This is a genomic window from Lysobacter sp. 5GHs7-4 (genome assembly GCF_021284765.1).
In the GTDB taxonomy this organism is placed as follows: domain Bacteria; phylum Pseudomonadota; class Gammaproteobacteria; order Xanthomonadales; family Xanthomonadaceae; genus Lysobacter.
Genome location: NZ_CP089924.1, coordinates 2,746,530 through 2,771,445 on the forward strand (window position 1 = coordinate 2,746,530; position 24,916 = coordinate 2,771,445).

Annotated in this window: 26 protein-coding genes; 12 read left to right on the forward strand and 14 right to left on the reverse strand. The window is 68.3% G+C overall.

Features of this window, described 5'->3' with window-relative positions; genetic code table 11:
• Nucleotides 1–25 precede the first annotated feature (25 nt).
• From LVB77_RS12450 to LVB77_RS12465, 4 genes are all read right to left on the reverse strand, one after another.
• Nucleotides 26–517 (reverse strand): hypothetical protein, encoded by a 492-nt coding sequence (locus LVB77_RS12450; protein ID WP_232906429.1) that lies wholly within the window; start codon nt 515–517, stop codon nt 26–28.
• Between the two features lie 145 nt (nt 518–662).
• Nucleotides 663–1,682, reverse strand: coding sequence for a hypothetical protein (locus tag LVB77_RS12455; protein ID WP_232906430.1), 1,020 nt, complete (start codon nt 1,680–1,682; stop codon nt 663–665).
• 368 nt (nt 1,683–2,050) lie between these two features.
• Nucleotides 2,051–2,437 (reverse strand): fluoride efflux transporter CrcB, encoded by a 387-nt coding sequence (gene crcB, locus LVB77_RS12460; RefSeq protein WP_232906431.1) that lies wholly within the window; start codon nt 2,435–2,437, stop codon nt 2,051–2,053.
• Nucleotides 2,438–2,464: 27 nt separating this feature from the next.
• On the reverse strand, nt 2,465–3,823 hold the full coding sequence (locus LVB77_RS12465; RefSeq protein WP_305068896.1) for a replication-associated recombination protein A: 1,359 nt from the start codon (nt 3,821–3,823) through the stop codon (nt 2,465–2,467).
• 204 nt (nt 3,824–4,027) lie between these two features.
• On the opposite strand from LVB77_RS12465, the gene LVB77_RS12470 reads away from it, so the two are divergent.
• On the forward strand, nt 4,028–4,555 hold the full coding sequence (locus LVB77_RS12470; RefSeq protein ID WP_232906432.1) for an N-acetylmuramidase: 528 nt from the start codon (nt 4,028–4,030) through the stop codon (nt 4,553–4,555).
• A 129-nt stretch (nt 4,556–4,684) separates the two neighbouring features.
• Here the strand turns inward: LVB77_RS12470 and lolA are convergent, their stop codons facing one another.
• From lolA to LVB77_RS12490, 4 genes are all read right to left on the reverse strand, one after another.
• Nucleotides 4,685–5,335, reverse strand: a complete 651-nt coding sequence (gene lolA, locus LVB77_RS12475) for an outer membrane lipoprotein chaperone LolA (protein ID WP_232906433.1) — start codon at nt 5,333–5,335, stop codon at nt 4,685–4,687.
• 494 nt (nt 5,336–5,829) lie between these two features.
• The gene (locus tag LVB77_RS12480; RefSeq protein WP_232906434.1) at nt 5,830–6,648 is read right to left on the reverse strand and encodes a hypothetical protein; all 819 of its coding nucleotides are present in this window, start codon (nt 6,646–6,648) and stop codon (nt 5,830–5,832) included.
• Between the two features lie 107 nt (nt 6,649–6,755).
• Nucleotides 6,756–9,113, reverse strand: coding sequence for a DNA translocase FtsK (locus LVB77_RS12485; protein ID WP_232906435.1), 2,358 nt, complete (start codon nt 9,111–9,113; stop codon nt 6,756–6,758).
• A gap of 188 nt (nt 9,114–9,301) precedes the next feature.
• Nucleotides 9,302–10,369 carry an alanine dehydrogenase gene (locus tag LVB77_RS12490; protein WP_232906436.1) on the reverse strand — a complete coding sequence of 356 codons (1,068 nt, stop codon included), beginning with the start codon at nt 10,367–10,369 and terminating at the stop codon, nt 9,302–9,304.
• Nucleotides 10,370–10,612: 243 nt separating this feature from the next.
• On the opposite strand from LVB77_RS12490, the gene trxB reads away from it, so the two are divergent.
• From trxB to infA, 6 genes are all read left to right on the forward strand, one after another.
• Nucleotides 10,613–11,566 (forward strand): thioredoxin-disulfide reductase, encoded by a 954-nt coding sequence (trxB, locus tag LVB77_RS12495; protein WP_232906437.1) that lies wholly within the window; start codon nt 10,613–10,615, stop codon nt 11,564–11,566.
• Between the two features lie 2 nt (nt 11,567–11,568).
• On the forward strand, nt 11,569–12,390 hold the full coding sequence (locus LVB77_RS12500; RefSeq protein WP_232906438.1) for a hypothetical protein: 822 nt from the start codon (nt 11,569–11,571) through the stop codon (nt 12,388–12,390).
• Complete coding sequence (locus LVB77_RS12505) at nt 12,387–12,872, forward strand: GNAT family N-acetyltransferase (RefSeq protein WP_232906439.1); 486 nt, start codon at nt 12,387–12,389, stop codon at nt 12,870–12,872. The genes LVB77_RS12500 and LVB77_RS12505 overlap by 4 nt, the downstream gene beginning before the upstream one ends.
• A 23-nt stretch (nt 12,873–12,895) precedes the next feature.
• Nucleotides 12,896–14,032, forward strand: coding sequence for a GNAT family N-acetyltransferase (locus LVB77_RS12510; RefSeq protein ID WP_232910280.1), 1,137 nt, complete (start codon nt 12,896–12,898; stop codon nt 14,030–14,032).
• 60 nt (nt 14,033–14,092) lie between these two features.
• The gene (gene aat / locus LVB77_RS12515; RefSeq protein WP_232906440.1) at nt 14,093–14,860 is read left to right on the forward strand and encodes a leucyl/phenylalanyl-tRNA--protein transferase; all 768 of its coding nucleotides are present in this window, start codon (nt 14,093–14,095) and stop codon (nt 14,858–14,860) included.
• Nucleotides 14,861–14,947: 87 nt separating this feature from the next.
• A complete protein-coding gene (gene infA / locus LVB77_RS12520; RefSeq protein WP_031372296.1) occupies nt 14,948–15,166 on the forward strand; it encodes a translation initiation factor IF-1 in 219 nt (72 codons plus the stop codon).
• Nucleotides 15,167–15,708: 542 nt separating this feature from the next.
• Here infA and LVB77_RS12525 read toward each other — a convergent pair.
• Entirely contained in the window at nt 15,709–15,939 is a 231-nt protein-coding gene (locus LVB77_RS12525; protein ID WP_232906441.1) for a hypothetical protein, read from the reverse strand.
• Between the two features lie 136 nt (nt 15,940–16,075).
• Between LVB77_RS12525 and LVB77_RS12530 the strand changes: the two genes are divergently transcribed.
• A complete protein-coding gene (locus tag LVB77_RS12530; protein ID WP_232906442.1) occupies nt 16,076–16,435 on the forward strand; it encodes a hypothetical protein in 360 nt (119 codons plus the stop codon).
• A gap of 365 nt (nt 16,436–16,800) precedes the next feature.
• On the opposite strand, the gene clpA is transcribed toward LVB77_RS12530, so the two are convergent.
• Nucleotides 16,801–19,083, reverse strand: a complete 2,283-nt coding sequence (clpA, locus tag LVB77_RS12535; RefSeq protein ID WP_232906443.1) for an ATP-dependent Clp protease ATP-binding subunit ClpA — start codon at nt 19,081–19,083, stop codon at nt 16,801–16,803.
• 88 nt (nt 19,084–19,171) lie between these two features.
• The gene (gene clpS, locus LVB77_RS12540; RefSeq protein ID WP_115858042.1) at nt 19,172–19,492 is read right to left on the reverse strand and encodes an ATP-dependent Clp protease adapter ClpS; all 321 of its coding nucleotides are present in this window, start codon (nt 19,490–19,492) and stop codon (nt 19,172–19,174) included.
• 120 nt (nt 19,493–19,612) lie between these two features.
• On the opposite strand from clpS, the gene LVB77_RS12545 reads away from it, so the two are divergent.
• From LVB77_RS12545 to hflD, 4 genes are read left to right on the forward strand one after another with little or no spacing between them, the layout of a single operon-like run.
• The gene (locus LVB77_RS12545; RefSeq protein WP_232906444.1) at nt 19,613–20,134 is read left to right on the forward strand and encodes a YbjN domain-containing protein; all 522 of its coding nucleotides are present in this window, start codon (nt 19,613–19,615) and stop codon (nt 20,132–20,134) included.
• Complete coding sequence (locus LVB77_RS12550) at nt 20,134–20,613, forward strand: NUDIX hydrolase (protein ID WP_232906445.1); 480 nt, start codon at nt 20,134–20,136, stop codon at nt 20,611–20,613. The genes LVB77_RS12545 and LVB77_RS12550 overlap by 1 nt, the downstream gene beginning before the upstream one ends.
• Nucleotides 20,614–20,618: 5 nt before the next feature.
• Nucleotides 20,619–21,752, forward strand: a complete 1,134-nt coding sequence (mnmA, locus tag LVB77_RS12555) for a tRNA 2-thiouridine(34) synthase MnmA (protein ID WP_232910282.1) — start codon at nt 20,619–20,621, stop codon at nt 21,750–21,752.
• Entirely contained in the window at nt 21,749–22,378 is a 630-nt protein-coding gene (gene hflD, locus LVB77_RS12560) for a high frequency lysogenization protein HflD (protein WP_232906446.1), read from the forward strand. The genes mnmA and hflD overlap by 4 nt, the downstream gene beginning before the upstream one ends.
• 287 nt (nt 22,379–22,665) lie before the next feature.
• Here hflD and LVB77_RS21280 read toward each other — a convergent pair whose 3' ends face one another.
• The 3 genes from LVB77_RS21280 to LVB77_RS12570 form a co-directional block, all read right to left on the reverse strand.
• A complete protein-coding gene (locus LVB77_RS21280) occupies nt 22,666–22,788 on the reverse strand; it encodes a hypothetical protein (RefSeq protein WP_255700561.1) in 123 nt (40 codons plus the stop codon).
• Between the two features lie 351 nt (nt 22,789–23,139).
• Complete coding sequence (locus LVB77_RS12565) at nt 23,140–23,790, reverse strand: HAD family hydrolase (protein WP_232906447.1); 651 nt, start codon at nt 23,788–23,790, stop codon at nt 23,140–23,142.
• Between the two features lie 698 nt (nt 23,791–24,488).
• Nucleotides 24,489–24,887, reverse strand: coding sequence for a hypothetical protein (locus LVB77_RS12570; RefSeq protein ID WP_232906448.1), 399 nt, complete (start codon nt 24,885–24,887; stop codon nt 24,489–24,491).
• Between the last annotated feature and the right edge of the window lie 29 nt (nt 24,888–24,916).

Here is a 24,916-nt window from a genome sequence, read left to right on the forward strand (position 1 = left end):
GTTCGTCGGGCGCATCGCCCTCGCCTCACGGACTAGGATCGGTGAACTGCACGTTCACGATCATCGCGTTCTGGATCAGCACGTTGGACCCGGTGTTCTGGATCACGGTGTTGATGCCGGTGGCGTTGCCGAAGGCGCCGCCGCCGATCGCGTTGGCGCCGCTGACGATCTTCTCGGCGACGTTGTCGCTGACGCGGCCGTCGACCAGGACGCGGTTGTCGACGCTCTTTTCGCCGCCGCGCAGGCCGGAGAGCCGGTCGGCATCGACGGTGGCGCCGATGCCGTCTACGCCGCGCGGGATCGCATCGCGATCCAGGACCGCGGCGGTCGGCAGCTCCGAGGGCGCACTGCGCGCCGTGATCGGCCGCAGGTCGACGTCGATCGCCAGGTCGGACGCCGCTGCGGGGAAAATCACCAGTGACGTCAGCACCAGTGAAGTCAGCGTCAATGAAGTCAGCGCCAGCCACGTCAGCGCGGCCGGGCCGGTGGTGCGTAGTGCGGGGCAGTACGGGCGCATGGTCGGTCTCCTTCGCCACGCGTTCCGCCAGTGCGGGTCCGGGGCGCCGTCGCGGGGGAAGCGGCGACGTCCCGGACACGCGTGATGCGCCGGTTACGGGGGATGACGTTACGCAGAACGTCCGCGGCGCATCATGGGGGAGCGCTTATGGGCCCACGGTCAGGTTGGCTTGCACGGTGATGCCCTGCTGGATCAGCGACGCGAAGCCGCTGTTCTGGGCCGCCACCATGATTCCGGCCGCCGACTGTCCGACGCTGGTCATGTTGTTGGACATGTTGAACGCACCGGCGTCGTTGGTCAGCGCGCCGCCCGCGCCGCCGGCGCCGGCCGCACCACCTGTCGCCGAACCGCCCGTGCCGCTGCCGCCGCTGCCGCTGCCGCCCGCGCCGCCGTTGGACGCGACCGAACCGGCATTGCCTGCCGTCGACGAGCTGGAGCCGCTGGTGGAGGTCGCCGCGCCGGAGCTGCCGGCACCGCCAGTGCCGTCGCCATTGCCTGCCGTCGCCGTGCCGCCGGCACCACCGGTGGCGCTGCCGCGACCGCGATCGCGCGCATTGCCGCCGTTGGCGTTGGCATTGCCGCCGTCGCCGCCGCCGTCGCCGCCGACCGCCACGCTCAGCGATCCGGCATCGCCGGTGTCGCTACCGGCATCGCCGCCACGGCCGTTGTTGCCGTCGGCCCAACCGCCCCTGCCGCCGTCGCCATTGCCGCCCGAGCCGTCGGCGCCCGAGGCGTTGCCGCCGCTGCCGCCATCGCCGCCATTGGCATTGCCCGAGTTCCGGGCGACGTTGCCGATATCGCGCACGCGGATATCGGTAACGTAGCCATCGAGCCTGGTCGTGGCGATGGCCCTGTTGCTATTGAAGGAGTTCGAGAAGGTCGCGGTGGCAGTGCCGCCATTGTTGGCCGCGGCGGTGCCGTAGCCACTGGCGCGCGCACGGCCGCTGTTGTCGCGGTTGTCGCCGGCACTGTTGTCGGAATTATCGGTCGCGCTCAGGCTGTCGTCGCCGTCGCCGCTTTCGTTGTTGGTCTGTTGGGCCCAAGTCTGGCCCGCGAAACCGAGACCGAGAATCACCGCTGTTGCCATCAGGCTGTTACGAATGCGCATTGTTGTTCTCCTTTCACGCCGACTGACGCCAGGGGGCGGCATCGGATCACGACGCATCCGACTACACGCAACAGCGGTGCCACGATCGGTTCAGGCAGCGCAAACCTCCGCTGGGCGGAGCTCGGGGAAAGGCCCATCGCACACGCGGAGGCTGCGCAGCCGGCGCAGCGACCCGCGCAGCTCCGAAAGGTTGCAGGAAAGCAACGCCGCGGCCGGCGACGGCGCTGAAAACCGCACCCCGCAGCCTCGTAGGCACTTGATTGCGTTGCGGTTCGCAGCGCCAGTGCGGTGATTCAGCTTGCTGTTTCAGCGACGAAACGTCGTATCTTCCGAGAGGCCGGAAATTCATAGTTTATCGATATAAATCAACATATTGCGAATATAAATTAAAGCGACTTAGCGAGTACGTTCGCGAAACTTGTCGCTCAAGCGGCCGCGCCCCAGGCGCGCACGCTCGCCATCCCCAGCGCCGTCATCGCCAACGAACCCAACAGGTGCAGCGCCGCGGTCGCTAGCGCCCAACCGTACTGTTGGCGCAGCAGCTGCTGGGTCACTTCGGCCGAGAAGGTCGAGAACGTGGTCAGCCCGCCCAACAAGCCGGTGATCGCGAACAGCCGCCACTCCGGCGCGATCGCGGCATGGCTGTCGAACCAGGCCACCGCCACGCCCACGCCGTAGCCGCCGATCAGATTGGCCGCGAGCGTACCCAGCGGCACCTGGGCGGCCATCGGATTGAGCCACAGCGACAAACCCCAGCGCGCCCAGGCGCCCAAGGCGGCGCCCAAGCCGATGGCGAAGAAGGCGTAAGGCATCGTCTGTGTCCCCTGCGCCGGACGCGCTCAGTCGTCGCCGCGCGCCTGCGCGCGTGCGGCGCGCAGCCGGTCGAGTTTGTCCTTGAGCTTGATCTCCAGGCCGCGTTCGACCGGCCGGTAGTAGATCCGCTCGCCCATGTCGTCCGGAAAACCGGTCTGGTCCAGCGCGATGCCGCCTTCCGCATCGTGATCGTATTGATAGCCCTGCGCATAGCCGAGCTGCTTCATCAGTTTGGTCGGCGCGTTGCGCAGGTGCATGGGCACGGGCTGGGTGCCGTACTCGGCGACGTCGCTGCGGGCGGCCTTGTAAGCCACGTAAGCGGCATTGGATTTGGCGGTGCTGGCCAGATACAGCGCCAACTGCGCGAACGCCAGCTCGCCCTCGGGGCTGCCCAGGCGGTCGTAGGTGTCCCAAGCTTCCAGCGCCATCTGCAAGGCGCGCGGATCGGCCAGGCCGACGTCCTCGACCGCCATGCGGGTCAGGCGCCGCGCCAGATAGGCCGGGTCGCAGCCGCCGTCCAGCATGCGCGTCAGCCAGTACAGGGCGGCGTCGGGATTGGAGCTGCGCACCGATTTGTGCAGCGCCGAGATCTGGTCGTAGAACTGCTCGCCGCCCTTGTCGAAACGGCGGGTGCGGTCGGCCAGCACCTGGGCCAGGCTGGCCTCGGTGATGCGCCCGCCCTCGTCGGCGGCCAGTTCGGCGGCGATCTCCAGCAGCGTGAGGCCGCGCCGCACGTCGCCGTCGGCCGCACCGGCGATCTGCAGCAGCAGTTCGTCGTCGACCTCGATGCCCTGCCCGCCCAGGCCGCGCTCCTCGTCGCTCAGCGCATGCCGCAGCGCCAGCGCGATGTCCTCGGCCGATACCGCCTCCATCACGTGCACGCGGCAACGCGACAGCAGCGCTGAGTTGAGCTCGAACGAGGGGTTTTCGGTGGTGGCGCCGACGAACAGGATGGTGCCGCGTTCGATGTGCGGCAGGAACGCGTCCTGCTGCGCCTTGTTGAATCGGTGCACCTCGTCCACAAACAGCACCGTGCGCCGGCCCTCGGCGAAACGGTGCGCGGCCTCGGCCAGCACCTGGCGCACTTCGGGCAGGCCCGACAGCACCGCCGAAATCGCGCGGAACTCGGCGTCGGAATAGCGCGCCAGCAGCAGCGCCAGAGTGGTCTTACCGCAACCCGGCGGGCCCCACAGGATCATCGAATGCACGTGTCCGGACTCGACCGCGCGCCGCAGCGCGGTGCCGGGCGCGACCAGACGGCGCTGGCCGACCATGTCGTCCAGGCTGCGCGGACGCATGCGCTCGGCCAGGGGGCGCAGGCCCTCGCGGTCGACGCTGAGCAGGTCGGGTTCGTCCTCGGAACGGCGGGAGTTTCGGCGGGCCACGTGGCAGTCGGTTCGTACGGCGGTATCGACCGCCACGATAGCAAGTTCGTGCCTGCCCGGCGTTGCCGCACGCGCCAACACCTTGATATTCAAGACCTTGGGCGACTTCACTCACAAGCGCCGCGCCCGCGCGTTAGCATGAGTGGGCCGGCAGCTGCGCCGCCCGGCGCCCGCTTGCGCCTCGCTCGGAATGGACCCTGCCCGATGGCTAACTTCGACCTGTTTTTCCCGCAGTTGCTCGATTTCGAGGGCGGTTACGTCGACGACCCGGCCGATCCCGGCGGCGCGACCAACATGGGCATCACCCTGCGCACCTTTCAGGCCCATGCGCAGGCCCTGCTGGGCGTGCCGCCGACGCTGGCCAACCTGCAGGCGCTGACCGACGCACAGGCCGCGACGCTGTACCGGGCGCTGTATTGGAATGCGCTGCAGGCCGACCAGATCTCGCTGCAATGCCTGGCCGAGGATCTGTTCGACTTCTACGTCAACGCCGGCGTGCACGCGATCTTCCTGCTGCAGCGCCTGCTGGGCGCGCCGGTGGCGGTGGATGGCGTATTCGGACACGACACCCTGGCCGCGCTGGAAGCCTGCGACCAGCGCAGCCTGTATGCGCGCTATCGCCAGGGGCGGATCGATTATTACCGGCAGTTGGCGGCGCAACACCCGGTGCTGCAGCGCTTCCTCGCCGGCTGGCTGCGGCGGGCGCAGTGGTTTCCGGTCAGCGCTCCCTGAGAGCGGTCATGCGGCGCAGCGCAGCCGTCGTGTTCGCCCGCCTGCGCGCCGCCGCGGCCGCGGCGCGCGACGAGGCTGTCGCACGGCCGCAGCCGGATCCGCCGAAGCGCGCGGCCGGTCGCGCGGTGCTCAGCGCTCGCCGATCACGTCCGTGCCGGCCGGCGGCGCGAACTTGAACTTCCCGGCCGGGAACGTGGGATTGCGCTTCCAACCGCTGAACACGATGTCGGTGCGCTGACCCAGGCTGTCGACCACCTGCATGCGCGCCAGGCCCTTGCCGTCGAAGCCGAGCTTGGCGGTGCGGAAGTTGGTCTCGGCGTTGCCCTTGGGCGCCAACGACAACCAGCTCAGGCCCTCGGCCTGGCCGGCATCCTTGACCACGAACTGCGCGTCCAGCTTGGCCGGATCGATCAGCGCCGACAGCGGGCTGTTCTGTTCCTCGGCGCCCTGCGGACGCACGGTGACCTGCTGCAGGTCCGGATCGTGCACCCAGACCTTCTTGCCGTCGGCGACGATCAACTGCGGATACGGTTTCACGTACTCCCAGCGGAACAGCCGCGGCGCGGACAGCGCGACGTTGCCGCTGGAGGATTCCTTGCGCTTGCCGTTGGCGTCGAACACCTGCTGGGTGAACTGCCCTTCCAGGCCCTTGAGGCCGCGGGTGAAGGTGTTGAGGTCGTCGCGCGCGGCGGCCACGGCGCTGCCGGCGAACAGCGCGGCGGCGACCAGGGCGATGCGCGCGCCGTGACGGGCGGCGGCGGGAAGGACGGACAGGCTCATGCGATCGTTCGCTCCGAATGACGTGCTGCGGCGAGTCTGCCGCGAGCAAACTGAATAGGTGCTGCGCAATACGACAGTATCGCGCGAACGGGCACGCTGCGTTCAGTCGCGCGATGGCGGTGTGAGCCTTGGGCGATGGAGCGTTCGCGCGTGGCCAGGCGGGTCGGCAGCGTGCCCGGCGGGTACGAATCAAACCCTTGCCTGCGCGGCCAAGGTCAAAATGGGTTCCGGCTTTCGCCGGAATGACGGTTGGCGGGGTTTTGGCCCGGGGCCGGGGTCTCGCCATTCGTTCCCCGTCGCTCGTCCCCCGTCATTCGTTCCCCCTCATTCGTTCGCCGTCGTTTTTGCCCCGTCATTCCGGCGAAAGCCGGAACCCATTTTGGCTGTGGTCGCGCCGATGATCGGGCCGCGTCAGGCCCGGATGCCGGCATTGATGGGAATGGCGGGTGCGGCATTTCGCCGTCGCGGCGCGCGACGCCGCTCGGGTCCGCCCTTCAAAAACTGCGCAGCGCGTTGCGCTTGATCTGCGATTCGATCTGCTGCTGCGGCGGTACCTGCGCCTGTACCGCCGTGTCCAGGCCGACGCCGGCGTGCTCGTCCTGCAACTGGTCGCAGCGGCCGTCGTCGTCGCAGGAGTAGACCTGCGGCGCGGCCGCGACCAGGGAGGCGTCGCTGTCGCTGCCCACCGTCACGTACGCGCCGGTGCCGCGCGGTGCCGAGGCCGCGGGGTCGGCCCGAACCAGCGCGGGCGACGCGGCAGGCGGTGCGTCGACGCTGGCGAGGCGTTGGGCGATCGGGGCGTCGTCAGGCGACAGCGGCGCGATCTCGACCGCATCGCTATCGGCGGCCGACAGCGCCGGCACGGTGATCGCCGGGCTTCCGCGCTTGGGGACAGGCTCAGCCATAGGCGCCGATGCAACGGCCACGGGCGCAGGTTTCGGCGCAGGAGCAGCCGGCGCGGCGCTGACCGGCACGTTCGCGACGGGTAGTACGGGCGGCGCGGGCGGCGACAGCGCCGCGGTCGCGACTGGCGGCGACGGACTTGCGCCTCCAGGCGACGGAACAGCCGACGGTGCGGGCGCGGCGGCTGCGGGCGCGCTTGTCGTCGCTGTCTCTGTCGCCGGTGCCGCGGGCCGTTCGCCTTCGGTCTTGGGCGCGGTTTGCGCCGGCAACCGTTTGGCCGGGTCCTGATCCAATAACGAAGGCGTGCCTTGCCAGCGCACCCATTCCTGGGCCGGCGCCGATGGCGAAGCGCAGACGATCACCCAGAGCGCCGCGATCGCGACGCCCGTCCTGCTCGAATTCCTGGCCATGCGGCCATCCCCCGAGTCCGAACCGCGTGTATCCCCCCGTCGGTCCAGCTTAGGGCGTAGTTGTGACAGCCGCCAGTCCGGCCTCCGCCGCCCGTCGGCGCCCCGCCCTACTTCGGCGGCGGCGGCGCCAGCACGCTGCGGTCGCCGTTGTGCTCGGGCGCGGTGACGATGCCGGCCGCTTCCATCGCCTCGATCAGGCGGGCGGCGCGGTTGTAGCCGATCTTCAGGCGCCGCTGCACGCCGGAAATCGAGGCGCGGCGGGTCTCGGTGACGATGCGCACGGCCTCGTCGTACAGCGGATCGGACTCGTCGCCACCGCCCCCGCTCTCGGGCAGGCCGGTGGCGCCGACCACGATGCCGTCGCCCAGGGTCTGCACTTCGTCCAGCACGCCCTCGATGTAATCCGGGCCGCCGCCGACCTGCTTGAGGTGCTCGACCACGCGATGCACTTCCTCGTCGGAGACAAAGGCGCCGTGCACGCGCTCGGGCATGGCGGTGCCCGGCGGCAGGTACAGCATGTCGCCGTGGCCCAGCAGGGTCTCGGCGCCGGACTGGTCCAGGATGGTGCGCGAGTCGATCTTGCTGGACACCTGGAACGCGATGCGGGTCGGAATGTTGGCCTTGATCAGGCCGGTGATCACGTCCACCGACGGGCGCTGGGTGGCCAGGATCAGGTGGATGCCGGCGGCGCGCGCCTTCTGCGCCAGGCGCGCGATCAGCTCTTCGACCTTCTTGCCGACGATCATCATCATGTCGGCGAATTCGTCGATGAAGATGACGATGAACGGCAGCGTCTCCAACGGACGCGGCGCCTCGCCGAGTTCGGCGTTGGGTTTGAACAGCGGGTCCATCATCGGCTGGCCCGCTTCCTCGGCGTCGCGGACCTTCTTGTTGAAACCGGCCAGGTTGCGCACGCCGACCATCGACATCAGCTTGTAGCGGCGCTCCATCTCGGCCACGCACCAGCGCAGGCCGTTGGCGGCCTCCTTCATGTCGGTGACCACCGGCGCCAGCAGGTGCGGGATGCCCTGGTAGACCGACAGCTCCAGCATCTTGGGGTCGATCATCAGCATCCGCAGGTCTTTCGCGGCGGCCTTGTACAGCAGGCTCAGCACCATCGCGTTGACCGCGACCGACTTGCCCGAACCGGTGGTGCCGGCGACCAGCAGATGCGGCATGCGCGCCAGATCGGCCACGGTCGGGCGGCCGGCGATGTCCTTGCCCAGCGCCAGGGTCAGCGGGCTGCCGGACTTGTCGTATTCCTTGGAGCGCAGCAGCTCGGACAGGAAGATCATCTCGCGCGTGGTGTTCGGCGTTTCCAGGCCGATCACCGACTTGCCCGGAATCACGTCGACCACGCGCACCGACTTCACCGACAGCCCGCGCGCGATGTCCTTGTCCAGCGAACTGATCTGGCTGACCTTGATGCCCGGCGCAGGCTGCACCTCGAAGCGGGTGATGACCGGGCCCGGATAGGCGCCGACCACCTGCGCGTCGATGCGGAAATCCTTGAGCTTGAATTCGATCTGCCGCGACAGGGTTTCCAGCGTTTCCTCGCTGTAACCCTTGGGCTGCGGCTTGGGATCGTCCAGCAGGGCCAGCGGCGGAATGCCGGTGCCGTCGCCGACGTGGAACAGCGGAATCTGCTGCTCGCGCTTGGCGCGCTCGCTCTTTTCCACCACCGGCGCCGGCGGCGGCTCGATCCTGACCTTCTCGCGCTTGGCGCGCAGCTCGGTGTCGACCTTGCGCGCTTCCTCGCGCTCCTCGCGCATGACCTGGGTCTGCCGCCACTCGCTGGCCTGCTGGCTGCTGCGCCGGAACAGCTTGCCCAGCACCGGCCCCAGGGCCATCGCCCACTGGCCGATCTTGTCCATCACCGCCAGCCAGGAAATGCCGGTGGCCAGGGTCACCGAGACCAGCAGCAGGGCGAGCAGGAACAGGTTGCCGCCGACCGGGCCGAAACCCGAATACAACGAACGCCCGACCAACTGGCCGAGGATGCCGCCGCTGCCGGCGGAGAAGTCCTGCGCCGGGCCGAAGCGCAGCTGCAGCAGGCCGGTGGCCGAGACCAGGAAGCCGACGATGCCGATCAGGCGCAGCGCCGGGCCGAGGTCGGCATCGCCGTCGCCGTCGCTGTCCATGCCGAACAGCGCGATCCAGGCGATCGCGCCCAGCATCAGCGGCAGCAGGAAGGCGACGTAGCCGCACAGGTACAGCAGCACGTCGGCGATCCAGGCGCCGACGCGCCCGCCGAGGTTGTGCAGGGGTGCGGTGATCGAGCCCGAATGCGACCAGCCCGGATCGTTGGGCGAGAACGACAGCAGGCTGGCCAGCAGGTACAGCAGCAGCGGCGCGATCAGGATCAGCGCGATGTCGCGCACCAGCCGCTGCCGGCGCGGCGAAGGCGGCGCCTTTTCCTTGGCCGGGGCGGCCTTCTTGCGGCTTGCGGAGGGAGCTTGCGCCACCGTGATGTTCTGCCTGAGCTAGATTCCGTTAGTTATTGAATATACGGCGGAACAAACCGAAATAACAGCCAATTCACAGCAAGATCCCCGCCGTAGCGGGGATCCGCGGGCGCCGTGAGGCGCCTGTCCGCCGTCCCGGCGGGACGGCGGCCGGGTCGGCCTCCCTCGCGGAAGGCCTGGACGCCACGTTACAGCTTCATGCCCTGCAGCGCAGGATGCACCAGCTGGCCGCCTTCGACGTTGATGCCGCGCACCAGCGCCTGGTTGCCGCGCCAGTCGCCGCCGGCCAGCTTGTTGACCCAGGGCAGGATCGCGGCGCAGATCGCCTGCGACGAGGTCTGCGGCACCGCGCCGGGCATGTTGGTCACGCAGAAGTGGGTCACGCCCTCTTCGACGTAGGTCGGTTCCTTCCAGGTGGTCGGGCGCGAGGTCTCGAAGCAGCCGCCCTGGTCGATCGAGATGTCGACCACCACGCTGCCGTCTTCCATGCCCTTGAGCATCTCGCGCGTCAGCACGTGCGGCGCACGCGCGCCGGTCACCAGCACCGCGCCGATCACCAGGTCGGCCGAGGCCACCTCGCGCGCCACCACGTCCACGTACGGGAACAGCGCGGTCACGTTGTTGCCCAGGCGCATCATCTGGTCCATGCGGTCCTGGCGCATTTCGAACACGGTCACGTTGGAACCGCCGGCCGCGGCCAGCGCCGCCGACGCGCCGCCGGCCTGGCCGGCGCCGAACACCACGACCTTGCCGCGCTCGGTGGACGGCAGGCCGCCCAGCAGCTTGCCCTTGCCGCTCATGGGCTGGTGCAGCAGGTGGGTACCGACCTGCACGCCGATCTTGCCGGCGATGATCGACATCGGCGCCAGCAGCGGCAGGTCGCCATTGGGCAGCTCGACGGTCTCGAAGGCGACGCCGGTCAGGCCGATGTCCAGCAGTTGCTTGGTCAGCACCGGCTCGGCGGCCAGGTGCAGGTAACAGAACAGCAGGTGATCCTTGCGCAGGTGCCGCAGGTCGCCGGCGATCGGCTCCTTGACCTTCACGATCAGCTCGCCCTTCTCGTACAGCGCGGCCGCGTCCGGCGCGATCTTCACGCCCAGACGGGTGTAGTCGCTGTCCTTGAAGCCGCTTTTGACGCCGGCATCCTGTTCCAGCCAAACCTCATGCCCGCGGCTGACCAGGTCGCCGGCCGCGGCCGGAACGAGCGCTACGCGCCCTTCGAGGGTCTTGGTTTCCTTGGGTACGCCGATACGCATTGCCATGCTCTCCAGTGGGGCTTACGAAAAACGCCGCATGCGCGGCGCGTCCTGCCGGTGTTCTGCGGTGAGGGGGACAGGATCGCGAGCCGTGCAACGTTGCGTCCGCGGCGCGCGCCTTGTGTTGCCGGGACGTCGCCGCCAAGCTATGGCGTCAACCGCATCTTCAACACGCTGGCGTATGGCTTGCGTGCCGGAGACACATCGCGCGAACGCGCGTCCCAACAGCCCGCGATTATATACATGACCCCTTCGAAGCACTCCCGCGTCGTCATCCTCGGTTCCGGCCCCGCCGGCTGGACCGCCGCCGTCTACGCCGCCCGCGCCAACCTGAAGCCGCTGGTCATCACCGGCCTGCAGCAAGGCGGTCAGCTGATGACCACGACCGAAGTCGACAACTGGCCCGGCGACGCGCACGGCCTGATGGGTCCGGACCTGATGGCGCGCATGCAGTCGCATGCTGAACGCTTCGATACCGAGGTCGTCTTCGACCACGTCCACAGCGCCGATCTGTCCAAGCGCCCGTTCCGTCTCACCGGCGACAGCGGCGAGTACACCGCCGACGCGCTGATCATCGCCACCGGCGCCACCGCCAAGTACCTGGGCCTGCCCTCGGAAGAGGAATACAAGGGCCGCGGCGTGTCCGCCTGCGCAACCTGCGACGGCTTCTTCTACAAGGACCAGGACGTGGCGGTGATCGGCGGCGGCAACACCGCGGTCGAGGAAGCGCTGTACCTGTCCAACATCGCGCGCAAGGTCTACCTGGTGCACCGCCGCGACACGCTGCGCGCCGAGAAGATCATGCAGGACAAGCTGCACGCCAAGATCCAGGCTGGCAAGATCGAACCGGTGTGGCACCACGTGGTCGAGGAAGTGCTGGGCAACGACGCCGGCGTGACCGGTCTGCGGGTGAAGTCGGTGCAGGACGACTCGGTGCGCGAGATCGCGATCCACGGTTTCTTCGTCGCCATCGGCCACACCCCGAACACCACCCTGTTCGAAGGCCAGCTGGACATGAAGAACGGCTACCTGACCATCAAGACCGGCCTGGACGGCAACGCCACCCAGACCTCGGTCGAGGGCGTGTTCGCCGCCGGCGACGTCGCCGATCAGGTCTACCGCCAGGCCATCACCTCCGCCGGTTTCGGCTGCATGGCGGCGCTGGACGCCGAGAAGTTCCTCGACAAGGACGCCTGATCGTGCGCGGCGCGCTGGCGGCGGCATCGTGGCTGGTGGCGATGTCGATGGCTGCGTTCGCACCTATGGCGGTCGCGAGCGAGCCGGGCGTGTTCTGCCTGGACCGCGCCGAGCTGACCGCAAAGCGCAAGAACGCCAGCCCGCTGGCCCAGCAATACATCTACAGCGAAACCAGCACCATGGGCCCGATGATCGCCGGCTACGAGCGCACGCTCGTGGCCGCCGAACGTGGCGATAAGGACGCTCAGCGCAGGATCGGCGGTTTCTGGGCCGCCTGCGTGATCGACGGCGACGGCATGAGCGCGCAGAAGCAAGCCACCGCCGCAACCTATCTGAGCGCCGCCGCCAAGCGCGGCGACACCCAGGCCATGCGCTATCTGGCCTTGTTCCATGTCCTGGGCAGCGGCGTGCCCGCCGACTACACCGAGGCCTATCGCCACTTGGCCGCGTCGGGCTATCCGAAAGACGCCGTCGCCCAGAAGGCCGCCAAGCTCAAGCTCACGCAGGCATCGCCAGCCGAACAGGAAGCGATGTTTGCCTTCGTCGAAGTCCTGCCCATGCTGCTCCAGCAACGCCTGGAACCCCTGGCCGAGGAGATCGTGCACGACGAGGCCATGGGCCGCCTGCTCTCGGCCCGCATCGTGGTCAACACCTGCCCGAACCGCGCGCAAATCCAGCAGGCCGACGAGGGCATCGACCAAGACGCGCTGCTGCCGCAGCTGCAGGCCCTGATGCAGCGCCTGCCCTCGGCCGGCCTGCCCTGCAGCGCCGACAACGGCCAGCCCAACGGCATACTCATTCCGTTCTCTATCAAGCGCCGATGACGCCCCCCGTGCCCACCCTGTCCGCTCCCGTGCTGCAGATTCGCGACGATCGCGACGGCCCCTGTTCGGAGCAGGACTTCGCGCTCATCCACGACTTCATCGGGCAGACCTACTGGGCCGCCGGCATTCCCGCCGATACCCTGCGCCGCGCCCTCGATCATTCGCTGTCTTATCGCGGCTATGTCGACGGCGAACTGGTCGCGTTCGCGCGCGCGGTCACCGACCAGGCCACCTTCGCCTATCTGGCCGACGTGTTCGTGCTGCCCTCGCAGCGCGGCCGCGGTTACGGCCGCGCGATCGTGCAGGCCTTGATGGACGATGCGCGCCTGCAGGATCTGCGCCGCTGGCTGCTGGTCACCCGCGACATGCAGCCGCTGTACGCCAAGCTCGGCTTCACCGCCCTGCCCCAGCCCGAACTGCATATGCAAAAGCACGATCCCGACGTGTACCTGCGCGCGAACGCAGCCGCCGCGGCCCAGTGAGCGGAGCCGGCGACAGCGTTTCGATCCGCCTGATCGGCGCGCTGGACGAGGTGCCGGCGGCGCAATGGGACGCCCTGCACGACGGCCGCCAGCCGTTCGTCATGCACGCCTTCCTGCACGGCCTGGAAGCCAGCGGCTGCCTGCGCCCGCAATGGGGCTGGACGCCGCAGCACCTGACGCTGTGGCGCGGCGACGCGTTGATCGCGGCCGCGCCGGCCTACCTCAAGGACAACTCGCACGGCGAGTTCGTGTTCGACCACGCCTGGGCCCACGCCTATGCGCAGCACGGCATGGACTACTTCCCCAAATGGCTGTGCGCGGTGCCCTACTCGCCGGTGACCGGGCCGCGCCTGCTGGCGCGCGAGGACAGCGACCGCGCCTTGCTGGCGCACGCCCTGGTCGCGCTGACGCGGCGCCAGGAGCTGTCCTCGGTGCACGTGAACTTCCACGAAGAAGACGAAGACGCGCTGTTCGGCCCGGACTGGCTGGCGCGCAGCGACGTGCAGTACCACTGGCGCAATCCTGACGGCCAAGACGGTCCGCTGTGGCGGGACTTCGACGGTTTCCTGGCCGCGTTCGACCACAAGCACCGCAAGAACATCCGCCAGGAGCGCGCCAAGGTCGCGCGCGCCGGGGTGCGGTTCCGCATAGTCGAAGGCGGCGACGCCAGCGAGGCCGACCTGGCGACGATGCACGGCTACTACCTGCGCACCTTCGCCGAATACGGCAACCATCCGGCTCTGACTCTGGAGTTCCTGCGCCATCTCGCGCGCGCCCTGCCGCGCTCGCTGGTGATCTTTCTGGCCGAACTCGACGGCCGCGCGATCGCCGGCGCGTTGTGCCTGCGCGGCGCCGACACGCTCTACGGACGCTATTGGGGCGCCGACGTCGCCTTGCCCGGGCTGCATTTCGAAACCTGCTACTACCAGGGCATCGACTACTGCCTGCGCGAGGGCCTGACCCGGTTCGAGCCCGGCGCGCAGGGCGAGCACAAGCTTGCGCGCGGCTTCCTGCCCAGCTTCGTGCGCAGTCGGCACTGGATCGCGCACGAGGGCTTCCGCGCCGCGCTGGCGCCGTGGTGCCGCGAGGAGAGCGCGTCGATCCGCGGCTATGCGCGCAGGCTGGCGTCGCACAGTCCGTTCAAGCAGTCCGACGGCTAGCCCTCGCCACCGCGGCCGGCACGGCTGCGTGCCTGGGCGAACTCGGCGATCATGCCCGCGATGAATCCCCTGCCCGTCCTGCTGCCCGCCGATCCCGATGCGCCGTTCCCGCCCGCCGAGCGCGCGCTGCGCCGGCCCCCTGGACTGCTCGCGGTCGGCGGCGATCTCAGCCCGGCGCGGCTGCTCAACGCCTACCGGCGCGGCATCTTTCCCTGGTATTCCGACGGCGATCCGATCCTGTGGTGGTGCCCCGACCCGCGTACGGTGTTCCGCAGCGATGGCGTGCGCCTGTCGTCGAAGTTCCGCCGCCAACTGCGCCGCAGCGCCTGGACGGTGCGCGCCGATACCGCGTTCGCCGAGGTGATCGACGCCTGCGCGCGCATGCCGCGGCCGGGCCAGGACGGCACCTGGATCACCGACGAGATGCGCGAGGCCTATGTGCGATTGCACCGGCTGGGCCATGCGCATTCGGTCGAGGTCTACGACGGGCCGCACCTGGCCGGCGGCATCTACGGCGTCGCGATCGGGCGCATGTTCTTCGGCGAAAGCATGGTCTCGCTGCAGTCCGGCGGCTCCAAGGTGGCGTTGGCGGCGCTGGCGCGGCGCCTGCACGCTTGGGGCTGGCCGCTGCTGGACGCCCAGGTCGAGAACGCGCACCTGCTCAGCCTGGGCGCGCAGCGCTGGCAGCGCCCGCGCTTCCTGGCCGCCATCGCCGACCTGGTGTCCGTCGAGGTCGCGCCCGGCCCCTGGACGGCTGCGTTCGGCGAACTGCCGGCCTCGGCGCTGGCCGAGGCCACCGCGGCGGGCGCCCCGCCGCATGCCGATTAACATTATTTTTGCACCGCCGGCCGCGGCGTGGCACAATGCCGGGCTTCGCGGGCGCGAAACGCCCGTTCTTCCTCATCCAGGAAACACATGGCAAAAGACGACGTGATCGAATTCGAGGGCACGGTGGCGGAAACCCTTCCGAACACCATGTTCCGCGTGCGCCTCGAAAACGGGCACGAGATCATCGCCCACATTTCGGGTCGGATGCGCAAGAACTACATCCGCATCCTCACCGGCGACAAGGTCAAGGTCGAAATGACGCCCTACGACCTGACCAAGGGACGCATCACCTACCGCATGAAGTAATTGCGGTAACCGATTGAAAAAAGCGGCCTATGGCCGCTTTTTTCGTTGTGGCGGCAGCGCAGGCGCAGGCGCCGCGGTGGCCGGGTTCGGTGCGGCTTTCCCGACGCACACCCGGGCTGGAACGAATGCCGTATCCGCACGATGCGCCGCCTTATGGCGATGCGCCTAGCAAGGCGTCGGCTGTCATCGCCGCTAGGCGACCGCAGCATCCTCGGAATCCGCCGCGATGGCGGATCGGTCCGCGGCAACACCGCCGCGCCTGGGCCATGCAGGCCAGGCGGCCAGAGTTACGGGAATCGGTCGATGGCGCCGCAAGGCGCCAAGTGAGTCGCATGCTGCCGGGCCGCGAGGGAACCTGCGCACCACGCGGCGCTTGCCCATCCCGTAGCAACCCCGTCTCTTCCCAGAGCGCCGCGTCTCCGGGATCGCTTCGATCGCGTCCCCAGCGAACCCGGGCGATGCCCCGCGCGCGCCGGCGAACAGCGCACGGCGACCTGCGATGCCTCGCGAGCGTCCCGCTCGGCGGCAATGCACCGCGCCGTTCACTGCGCGCCGCAAACGGCCTGCAACCAAATCGCACGCGCCGACATCCATACACGCAGACCGCGAACGAACGCCGTGACGATCGCGCGCCCGCAGCGCGCGCAGCGTCGTGTGCGCAGCGTCGCGTGTGGTCCGGCTTCGTCGGCGTCATGGGCGATTCGCTCCGCCAGGGACGCGAACCGTCGCAATTGCCTTGCGGCGTGCGCACCGATGCGCAGCATGGGCAGCACGAAACGCGTTCCACCCGTTAGGCGGTATGCACAACGGCACGGTGCCGGAGGTCACGACGACTTTCTCCAGATTCGGCGCCGCACACCAATCACTACCTTTCACTCGCGCCCCGTTTCATCAACCAGGAGCTTCGCCATGCGCCACCCCCATCGACTTTCCCTGCTGCTCGCGATCGGCCTGAGCGGTCTGAGCGCCTCGGCCCTGGCCGGCGAAGCGCTCTCGGGCTGCGTCGAGCTCAGCGGTTCGCAGCAGGTCTCGCGCTTCGGCACCCAATACGTGCTGGTCGCCGACGGCAGCGACTACTACCGTCTCGGCGTCAGCAGTTCCTGCGACGGCCTGCAGCTGGCCACGCGCTTCGACATTTCCGCCGAAGGCCAGAGCGGCAAGATCTGCCCCAGCGGCACGCGGGTGAAGCTCAACAAGGACGAGTGCAAGGTCAACTCTGTCGAGCGCATCGACGAGACGGCTTACGCGCGCTACACGCGCCGCCGCTAAATGCGACCGTAAGGTGCGGTGACAACCGCACCGACGAGAGCGCTGGAGGCAGGGCGATGCTGCGGTTTTCGCCGCAGCGCACGCGGCGTGTTCGTTACGCGGTCCTTTGCGAGTTCGCGATCGCGGCTTACGCCGCTCCCACAGGAAGCGGTGCGCGTCGCGATCGTGCCCGCGAACCTCCGACGAGCCGACGCATCCGGCTTCCTGTGGGAGCGGCGTGAGCCGCGATCGCGCAACGGCACGACACGGCGCAACCACGCCTGGACCCGGCGCCCGCACGAAAACATCGCTGCGGAAACGAAACAGGCGGCCATCAGCCGCCTGTTTCTTGTTGCGCGACACCGCGCCGATCGCGGCGCGGGCGCTTACACCGTCGCCGGCAACAGCTTCTCCGGCTCGGCCTGGGCCTCGACCACCAGCTCGTCGTCCTTGACGTCGATGCTGACGCGGCCGCCGCCGACCAGCTTGCCGAACAGCAGCTCGTCCGCGAGCGGGCGCTTGATCTTGTCCTGGATCACACGCGCCATCGGGCGTGCGCCCATCAGCGGGTCGAAGCCGTGCTGGGCCAGCCAGTCGCGCGCGGTCGGGGTGGCGCTGAGGCTGACGTTCTTCTCGTGCAGCTGCGCTTCCAGCTCGATCAGGAACTTGTCGACCACGCGCAGGATGTGGTCGAAGCCCAGCGCCTGGAACTGCACCACCGCGTCGAGGCGGTTGCGGAATTCCGGGGTGAAGCTGCGACGGATCACTTCCATGGCGTCGGTGGAATGGTCCTGCTGAGTGAAGCCGATCGTGCGCCGCGCCGCCTGCGCCGCGCCGGCGTTGGTGGTCATCACCAGGATCACGTTCTTGAAGTTGGCCTCGCGACCGTTGGTGTCGGTCAGCGTGCCGCGGTCCATGACCTGCAACAGGATGTTGAAGATGTCCGGATGCGCCTTCTCGACCTCGTCCAGCAACAGCACGCAGTGCGGGGTCTTGACGATCTTCTCGGTCAACAGGCCGCCCTGGTCGAAGCCGACGTAGCCCGGGGGCGCGCCGATCAGGCGGCTCACCGAATGCGGTTCCATGTACTCCGACATGTCGAAGCGCACCAGCTCGATGCCCAGCTGCAGCGCGAGCTGCTTGGTGACCTCGGTCTTGCCCACGCCGGTCGGGCCGGCGAACAGGAAGTTGCCGATCGGCTTGTCGGGATTGCCCAGGCCCGAGCGCGCCAGCTTGATCGCCGCGGTCAGGGTATCGATGGCCGGGTCCTGGCCGAAGATCACCATCTTGAGGTTGCGCTCGAGGTTCTTGAGCACGTCCTTGTCGCTGGCCGACACCTGCTTGGTCGGGATGCGCGCCATCTTGGCCACGATGGTCTCGATTTCCTCGATGTCGATCAGGCTCTTGCGCACGTTCTCCGGCAACAGGCGCTGGCGCGCGCCGGCCTCGTCGATCACGTCGATGGCCTTGTCGGGCAGCAGACGGTCGCCGATGTGCTTGACCGACAGGTCCACCGCCGCCTGCAGCGCCTCGTCGGCGTAGGTCACGCCGTGGTGCGCCTCGTACTTGGGCTTGAGGCCCTGCAGGATCTCGAAGGTCTCGCCCACGGTCGGCTCGACGATGTCGATCTTCTGGAAGCGCCGCGCCAGCGCGCGGTCCTTCTCGAAGATGCCGCGGTATTCCTGGAACGTGGTCGAACCGATGCAGCGCAGTTCGCCCGAGGACAGCGCCGGCTTGATCAGGTTGCTCGCGTCCATGGTGCCGCCGCTGGCGGAGCCGGCGCCGATGATGGTGTGGATCTCGTCGATGAACAGCACCGCGTCGGGCAGCTTCTTGAGCTGCGCCAACACCGCCTTGAGGCGCTTCTCGAAATCGCCGCGGTACTTGGTGCCGGCCACCAGCGCGCCCAGGTCCAGCGCATAGATGGTGGCGTTCTCCAGCACCATCGGCACGTCGCCGTCGACGATGCGCTTGGCCAGGCCTTCGGCGATCGCGGTCTTGCCGACGCCGGCTTCGCCGACGTACAGCGGGTTGTTCTTGCGGCGGCGGCACAGCACCTGGATGGTGCGCTCGACCTCGTCGGCGCGGCCGACCAGGGGATCGATGCGGCCGTCGCGCGCGAGCTGGTTGAGGTTGACCGCGAACTCGGCCAGGGCGTCGGACTTGCCCTCGCCCTCGCCGCCCTCGGCCGGCTTGGCCTCGCCGTCCTCGTGCGGACCGCCGGCGTCTTCGGCGCCGTGCTTGGCGATGCCGTGCGAGAGGTAATTGACCACGTCCAGGCGGGCCACGTCCTGCTGGTTGAGGAAGTAGACCGCGTGCGAATCCTTCTCGCCGAAGATCGCCACCAGCACGTTGGCGCCGGTGACCTCCTTCTTGCCCGAGGACTGGACGTGGTAGACCGCGCGCTGCAGCACGCGCTGGAAGCCCAGGGTGGGCTGGGTGTCGCGATCGACGTCCTCGGGCAGCACCGAGACCGAAGTCGCGATGGCCTGTTCGAGGTCGCTGCGCAGTCGCGCGAAGTCGGCGCCGCAGGCCTTGAGCACGCCCTCGGCCGAGGGATTGTCCAAAAGCGCCAGCAGCAGGTGTTCGACCGTCATGTACTCGTGGCGCGCCTCGCGGGCGCGCTTGTAGCACTGGCCGATGCTGTATTCGAGATCCTTGCTGAACATGGGAGGGGGCCTCCAGTACGTATGCACCCTTGATTGGGGCCGGCCGGCGGTTTTTCCATCCCCGTCGTCGCGGAGCTACGGCAACGTTCTAAGCCTTTTCCATCGTGCACAGCAAGGGGTGCTGATGCAGCCTTGAAAATTCATTCACTTGCGCCACCTTGGACTCGGCGACCTCGCGCGTGAAGACCCCGCAAACGCCGCGGCCGCGGGTGTGCACGTGGAGCATGATCTGGGTCGCTTTCTCGGCATTCATCGGGAAAAAGCGCATCAGTACCTCCACCACGAAATCCATCGGGGTGTAGTCGTCGTTCAGCAACAGCACGGAGTACAGCGGCGGCCGGGCGACTTCCGGCTTCCCCGTCTCCACCAGTACGCCATGGCTGTGTTCGTGATCGGTTTGTTTGGGCATACGCAAATTATACGGCTGGCAGGCCGCGGCCCGTGGACGCCCGAGACCGCGGCAAGCAAAATGGCGGCGCAGTTCCCGAAACCCAACCGCCCCACCCCACCCCGAGCGAAAGGAATCCCGATGCGCCCCACCGTCCTGGCCCTACCCGTCGCGCTGGCCGCCGCCCTGCTGCTGCCCGCCGCCGCCCTGGCCGCGAACAGCAAGGCCCAAGCCGCCGAGGCCCAGCACTCCACCGCGGCCGACCCGCGCATCGCCAAGCAGCTCGACGGCTTGGGTTACAAGTACGAAGTGGACGAGGACGGCGACTACAAGCTGACCTTCGAGATGGACGACGACCGCAGCCAGCTGGGCTTCGTGATCTCGCGCACCGAAAGCTACGGCAAGCACAAGGTGCGCGAAGTCTGGGCCCCGGCCTACCGCGCCGTGGGCGAGGATTTCCCGGCCGAACTGGCCAACAAGCTGCTCGAGGACAGCCAGTCCAGCAAGATGGGCGGCTGGGTCAAGCAGGGCAACATGGCCGTGTTCGTGGTCAAGCTGCGCGCCGACGCGCCGGCCGAGGAGCTCGACGACGCCCTCGACTACGCCCTGCGCGCGGCCGACCTGATGGAAGCCGAGCTGACCCCGGGCAAGGACGAGTTCTGATGAGCTACCGCGAGGGCCGCTTCTGGCAGCCGGACGTCACCGTCGCGACGGTGGTGGTCGACGGCGGGCGGCTGCTCGTGGTCGAGGAAACCGTCGGCGGGCGGCTGGTGATCAACCAGCCCGCCGGCCACCTGGAGCCCGACGAAAGCCTGCTCGACGCCGCCCTGCGCGAAACCCGCGAGGAAACCGGCTGGGAGGTGCGCCTGACCGGCTTCGTCGGTGCCTACCAGTGGAAAGCACCGTTGCAGCCCGACGGCAGCGGCGGCCGCCACTACCTGCGCTTCGCCTTCTGCGCCGAACCGGTGGTCCACGACCCCGCGCGGCGGCTGGACGAAGGCATCGTGCGCGCCTTGTGGCTGACCCCGGACGAGCTGCAGGCCGAATCCGCGCGCCACCGCAGCCCGCTGGTCTGGCGCACCGCCAGCGACTTCCTGGCCGGGCGCCGGCACCCGCTGGACCTGATGCAGCACCTGGGTTGATCGCAGTGGCTTCGGTGCGCACGGTGGTGGGCATGTCCGGCGGCGTCGATTCGTCGGTCGCCGCGCTGCGTCTGCGCGACGCGGGCGAGCCGATCGCCGGATTGTTCATGCAGAACTGGGCGGACGATGGCAGCGGCGATTGCCGCGCCGAAGACGACCGCCGCGACGCGGTCGCGGTCTGCGGCCGGCTCGGCCTGCCGATCCACTTCCGCGATTTCTCCAGCCAGTACTGGGACGGCGTGTTCGCCCATTTCCTGGCCGAGTACGCGGCCGGCCGCACGCCCAACCCGGACGTGCTGTGCAACCGCGAGATCAAGTTCAAGCACTTCCTCGATGCCGCCCACGAGTTGGGTGCGGAATTCATCGCCACCGGCCACTACGCCCGCGTCGAACGCGATGGCGGTCGCCAGCGGCTGCTGCGCGCGGCCGACCGCGGCAAGGACCAGAGCTACTTCCTGCACCAGCTCGGCCAGGCCCAGCTCGCCTCGACGCTGTTTCCGCTGGGCGACCTGATCAAGCGCGACGTGCGCCAGATGGCCCAGGACGCCGGCCTGCCGACCGCGGCCAAGAAGGACTCCACCGGCATCTGCTTCATCGGCGAGCGCGACTTCCGCGAGTTCCTCGCGCGCTACCTGCCGGCGCGCGAGGGCGAGATCCGCGCCGTCGCCGGCGACAGCCCCAACGGCCGCGCGATCGGCCGCCATCCGGGCGTGTTCTATTTCACCCTCGGCCAGCGCGAAGGCCTGAACATCGGCGGCGTGCGCGGCTTCGAGGCCGCGCCCTGGTACGTGGTGGGCAAGGACGTGGCCAACAACGTGCTGTACGTGGACCAGGGCAGCCAGACGCCCTGGCTGCGCTCGCAGGCGCTGTGGTCGGAAACCGCGCACTGGATCGACGGCGCGCCGCCCGCGCAGCGCTTCCACTGCACCGCCCAAACCCGCTACCGCCAGCCCGACGAGGCCTGCGAGGTCGAGGTGCTGGACGACGGCCGCCTGCAGGTGCGCTTCGCGCGCCCGCAACGCGCGGTCACCCCCGGTCAATCCCTGGTGCTGTACGACGGTGAGGTCTGCCTGGGCGGCGCCGTGATCGCCGCCACCGACGCACCGCTGGAACACTATCTGAAGGTCCATGCCGCATGAGTTCCACCCGTAGCGCTTCCCCCGCGATCTCCGAGCGCGTGCTCGCCCTGGCCGGCCTGGTCCAGGCCCTGGCCCAGGTGAGGCGGATCGCCGATACCGGCCAGGCCAATGCCGCGGTCCTGGGCACGGCCCTGGATTCGGTGTTCCGCATCGACGCCAGCTCGCCGGCGCAGGTCTACGGCGGCACCGAGGCCCTGCGCCCGGGGCTGGTGCTGCTGCGCGACTACTTCGTGCGCGAAACCAAGGACGAACAGCTGCCGCGCCTGGCGCTGGCGGTGATGCAGCTGGAACGCCGCTTCGTGCGCGACCACGCCATGGCGCAGCGCGTGCAGGCCGGCATCCGCAATCACGCCGACACCGCGCAGCGCCTGGGCAGCAGCCATCCGGACGTGCTGGCCGCACTGGGCGGCGTGTACGCCGAAACCCTGAGCCACCTGCGCCCGCGCGTGCTGGTGCAGGGCAATCCCCACTATCTGGGTCAGGCCAACGTGGTCGCCGAGGTGCGCGCGGTGCTGCTGGCGGCGGTGCGCTCGGCGGTGCTGTGGCGCCAGCTAGGCGGCAGCTTGTGGGACTTCCTGCTGCGCCGGCGCGAGATGGTGGCAGCGCTGAACGCGTATCTGGACTGAGCGGCCGGGGCGGAAGCGCTTTAAGAGCAAATCCCCCTAGCCCCCTTTTTCAAAGGGGGAATGCTTCCACGCGACTGGGAGGCGGCGTTTGTCCCTCTGCCCACTACAGCGCGCTATTTGAAGCACCGCGTTTTGGCGACGGCTCTTACGTGTCCCGCGTTGCGGTTCCCCCCTTTGAAAAAGGGGGGTTAGGGGGGATTTGCTTCTGACTTTCGAGCGCCCGGAGCCCACGAGACACTGCAACGGTACGCTTGCCACCGCTCCCTACGTCGACGCGGATGTGACGCTCAGAGCGAGCCGCCTCCGCCGTGGGCCCAGGCCCAGGCCACCGCGGCGATCAGGATCAGGCCCAAGGTCCAGCGCAAAGCGCGGTCGAGCCGGTCGGCTCGGATGGTTTTGACGTTTTTCATGCATTCCCCCTGTGCGTGCAAATCACACACCAGCACGCGTTTTGCATCTGCGAATGCCGTCACGTCGCCGTGAGGCGCAGCGTCGCGGAGTGCGACGCGCTTCGCGTCTTCGCATCGCGGTCCTGCGGCGATGCGTCCTGCTTATGAAGAATACGCTGCGCACTTGGAACGCCGGCCAACTATGCGGGATCGCAAGATCGGTACACCTGCGCGCGAGGTGCCGCGCCGCGAATCGCGGTTATGCAGGCATCGCCTCATCAAGATGATCGTTCGTGCGATGGCGTCCTCGGCACCGGCGCAGCATGGCCGCGGCAGTGGGCCGCAACCGCCCTGCCCCGTCCCGCCACGCGACTAACGCGCGTCCAACGCCGCCAGCACGCCATTTAGATCCGCGATCGTATCGGCGGCATCGTCGCCCTCGCGCAGTCCATCCCGGCGCAGCAGCAGGCTGCGCATGCCGTAGCGGCGCGGGCCGTGCAGGTCGGCTTCGGGCGTGTCGCCCACGAACAGGACTTCCGCCGGCTGGCAGCCCAGCCGGCGGCACACCTCGGCGTAGATGGCCGGATCGGGCTTGATCGCGCCGACCTCGAAGCTCCAGGCGTAGGCGTCCAGCGCGAACGGCAGCAGGCGCAGCACCGGCGCTGCATACGGCGCGGCCAGGTTGGAGCACAGGCCCAGCTTCAGCCCGCGTGCGGCCAGGGCCTGCATCACGGCCAGTGTTTCGGGGAACAGACGTATCGAGCCCAGTTCCTCGCCCAGGTCGCGCTGCAACGAGGCAAGGTCCAGCGACGCGGCGAGCTCGGGCGCTGACGGATCGGCGCCCAACAGCACGGCGGTGTCGGCCAGGTCCAGTTCGCGGCTCATGATCAAGGCCGCGTCTTCCGCGCGACGCGGCCGCCCGGCCGCCTCCAGCCGCGTCAGCAAGGCCCGGAACGGCGCACGCCGCTCGCCGATGCGCACTAGCGTCCCGTACACGTCGAACACCACCGCCCGTATCGTCATCGCTAATCCGCCTGGAACCTGACGCCAGCCTACCGCGTCACGCGCCTATGACCGAGTGCAGGGTTCTCCGAGCGGCGGCTTGACCAATTGCCAGGTCGCACTAGCTCACCTCGTAACCTGGAGGGTCAACACCCTCCCATGCCATTGAGTCACGGAATGCCCCCTCCAACCGGGCAAACCAACCGCAGTCCATGCCGATGGACATGTGCTCCCCGTGAATCGACAAAAGGCCCCATGGGGCGCCTGGACCGAATCCCTGTTCGCAGTACGCGAACGCTGTGTTTGACGCGGGGTGCTCGGCGAAAATCCAGCATGGGTAGCTGAGCCCAGGCTCGCCGTAGTCCCAATCGCGTTGCTCGCAACGTGGCGGCACGAGATGGTGCCGAATGCATGCGATCAGTTCTGGCTGGGAGATGCGAGCGATCTCCTCCTCTACTGCTGTTTCCACATCCGCAGAAGTGATTGGCATGCTGCTGTCTAACGCCAGGTTGAGTCGCGCCGCGGACGCCGGCTTGAAGGATCAGCTAGGCATGCGTCGCGACGAGTTCGCGACACGCGACCATGACGCCGGGCAAACTCGCGAACCCGTTGAGGTGTATGTATACGGGAATGCTTAGCATGAGGCTTAACGCCTGAACTAAGCCGAGCCGCGAAGCGGCTTCGGCTTGAATGAATTGTTAGACACCACCCCGTAGACCCTACGGCCAGTTGCCAACATAAAAGGAGTAGGAGTGCTCCGCGCCAGCGGCGTCTGTGAACACATACTCATCGCACGCACCAAACTGTTTAGGCTTTTTTGGTGGACACTCCACAAGGGACCTGACGACTATTTTGTAGTCTGCGGGAACGTTGCGCTGCAACCAATACTTCTGCAAGTCCACGCGATGCTCGCGATCCTTTTTGCGCAGATTGCGGCCGGCGACGGAAATGACCACGGGGTCATTGTTAGAGGCGAGCGCTTGGGAAAACTGAAAGCGGGGTTCCGGTTGGCCCAACGGCGAGACCTCGAACGAGGGGAATGGCTCAGCCGCATACGCCAAAGGGTGCGCCACCGTTAGAAGCACGAGGAGCAAAGTTCGAGCCACGAAGATCTCCATGTGATGCCTAACGACTGAATTAGGCTGCA

Coding starts and splice junctions, on each gene's coding strand:
- LVB77_RS12505 (WP_232906439.1), top strand. CDS start 12,387: ATGACGCCCCCCGTGCCCACCCTGTCCGCTCCCGTGCTGCAGATTCGC.
- trxB (WP_232906437.1), top strand. CDS start 10,613: ATGACCCCTTCGAAGCACTCCCGCGTCGTCATCCTCGGTTCCGGCCCC.
- LVB77_RS12565 (WP_232906447.1), bottom strand. CDS start 23,790: ATGACGATACGGGCGGTGGTGTTCGACGTGTACGGGACGCTAGTGCGC.
- clpS (WP_115858042.1), bottom strand. CDS start 19,492: ATGCCCAAACAAACCGATCACGAACACAGCCATGGCGTACTGGTGGAG.
- LVB77_RS12550 (WP_232906445.1), top strand. CDS start 20,134: ATGAGCTACCGCGAGGGCCGCTTCTGGCAGCCGGACGTCACCGTCGCG.
- LVB77_RS12490 (WP_232906436.1), bottom strand. CDS start 10,369: ATGCGTATCGGCGTACCCAAGGAAACCAAGACCCTCGAAGGGCGCGTA.
- LVB77_RS12480 (WP_232906434.1), bottom strand. CDS start 6,648: ATGGCCAGGAATTCGAGCAGGACGGGCGTCGCGATCGCGGCGCTCTGG.
- LVB77_RS12530 (WP_232906442.1), top strand. CDS start 16,076: ATGCGCCACCCCCATCGACTTTCCCTGCTGCTCGCGATCGGCCTGAGC.
- LVB77_RS12450 (WP_232906429.1), bottom strand. CDS start 517: ATGCGCCCGTACTGCCCCGCACTACGCACCACCGGCCCGGCCGCGCTG.
- LVB77_RS12570 (WP_232906448.1), bottom strand. CDS start 24,887: ATGGAGATCTTCGTGGCTCGAACTTTGCTCCTCGTGCTTCTAACGGTG.
- LVB77_RS12470 (WP_232906432.1), top strand. CDS start 4,028: ATGGCTAACTTCGACCTGTTTTTCCCGCAGTTGCTCGATTTCGAGGGC.
- clpA (WP_232906443.1), bottom strand. CDS start 19,083: ATGTTCAGCAAGGATCTCGAATACAGCATCGGCCAGTGCTACAAGCGC.
- infA (WP_031372296.1), top strand. CDS start 14,948: ATGGCAAAAGACGACGTGATCGAATTCGAGGGCACGGTGGCGGAAACC.
- lolA (WP_232906433.1), bottom strand. CDS start 5,335: ATGAGCCTGTCCGTCCTTCCCGCCGCCGCCCGTCACGGCGCGCGCATC.
- aat (WP_232906440.1), top strand. CDS start 14,093: ATGAATCCCCTGCCCGTCCTGCTGCCCGCCGATCCCGATGCGCCGTTC.
- crcB (WP_232906431.1), bottom strand. CDS start 2,437: ATGCCTTACGCCTTCTTCGCCATCGGCTTGGGCGCCGCCTTGGGCGCC.
- hflD (WP_232906446.1), top strand. CDS start 21,749: ATGAGTTCCACCCGTAGCGCTTCCCCCGCGATCTCCGAGCGCGTGCTC.
- LVB77_RS12545 (WP_232906444.1), top strand. CDS start 19,613: ATGCGCCCCACCGTCCTGGCCCTACCCGTCGCGCTGGCCGCCGCCCTG.
- LVB77_RS12455 (WP_232906430.1), bottom strand. CDS start 1,682: ATGCGTCGTGATCCGATGCCGCCCCCTGGCGTCAGTCGGCGTGAAAGG.
- LVB77_RS21280 (WP_255700561.1), bottom strand. CDS start 22,788: ATGAAAAACGTCAAAACCATCCGAGCCGACCGGCTCGACCGCGCTTTG.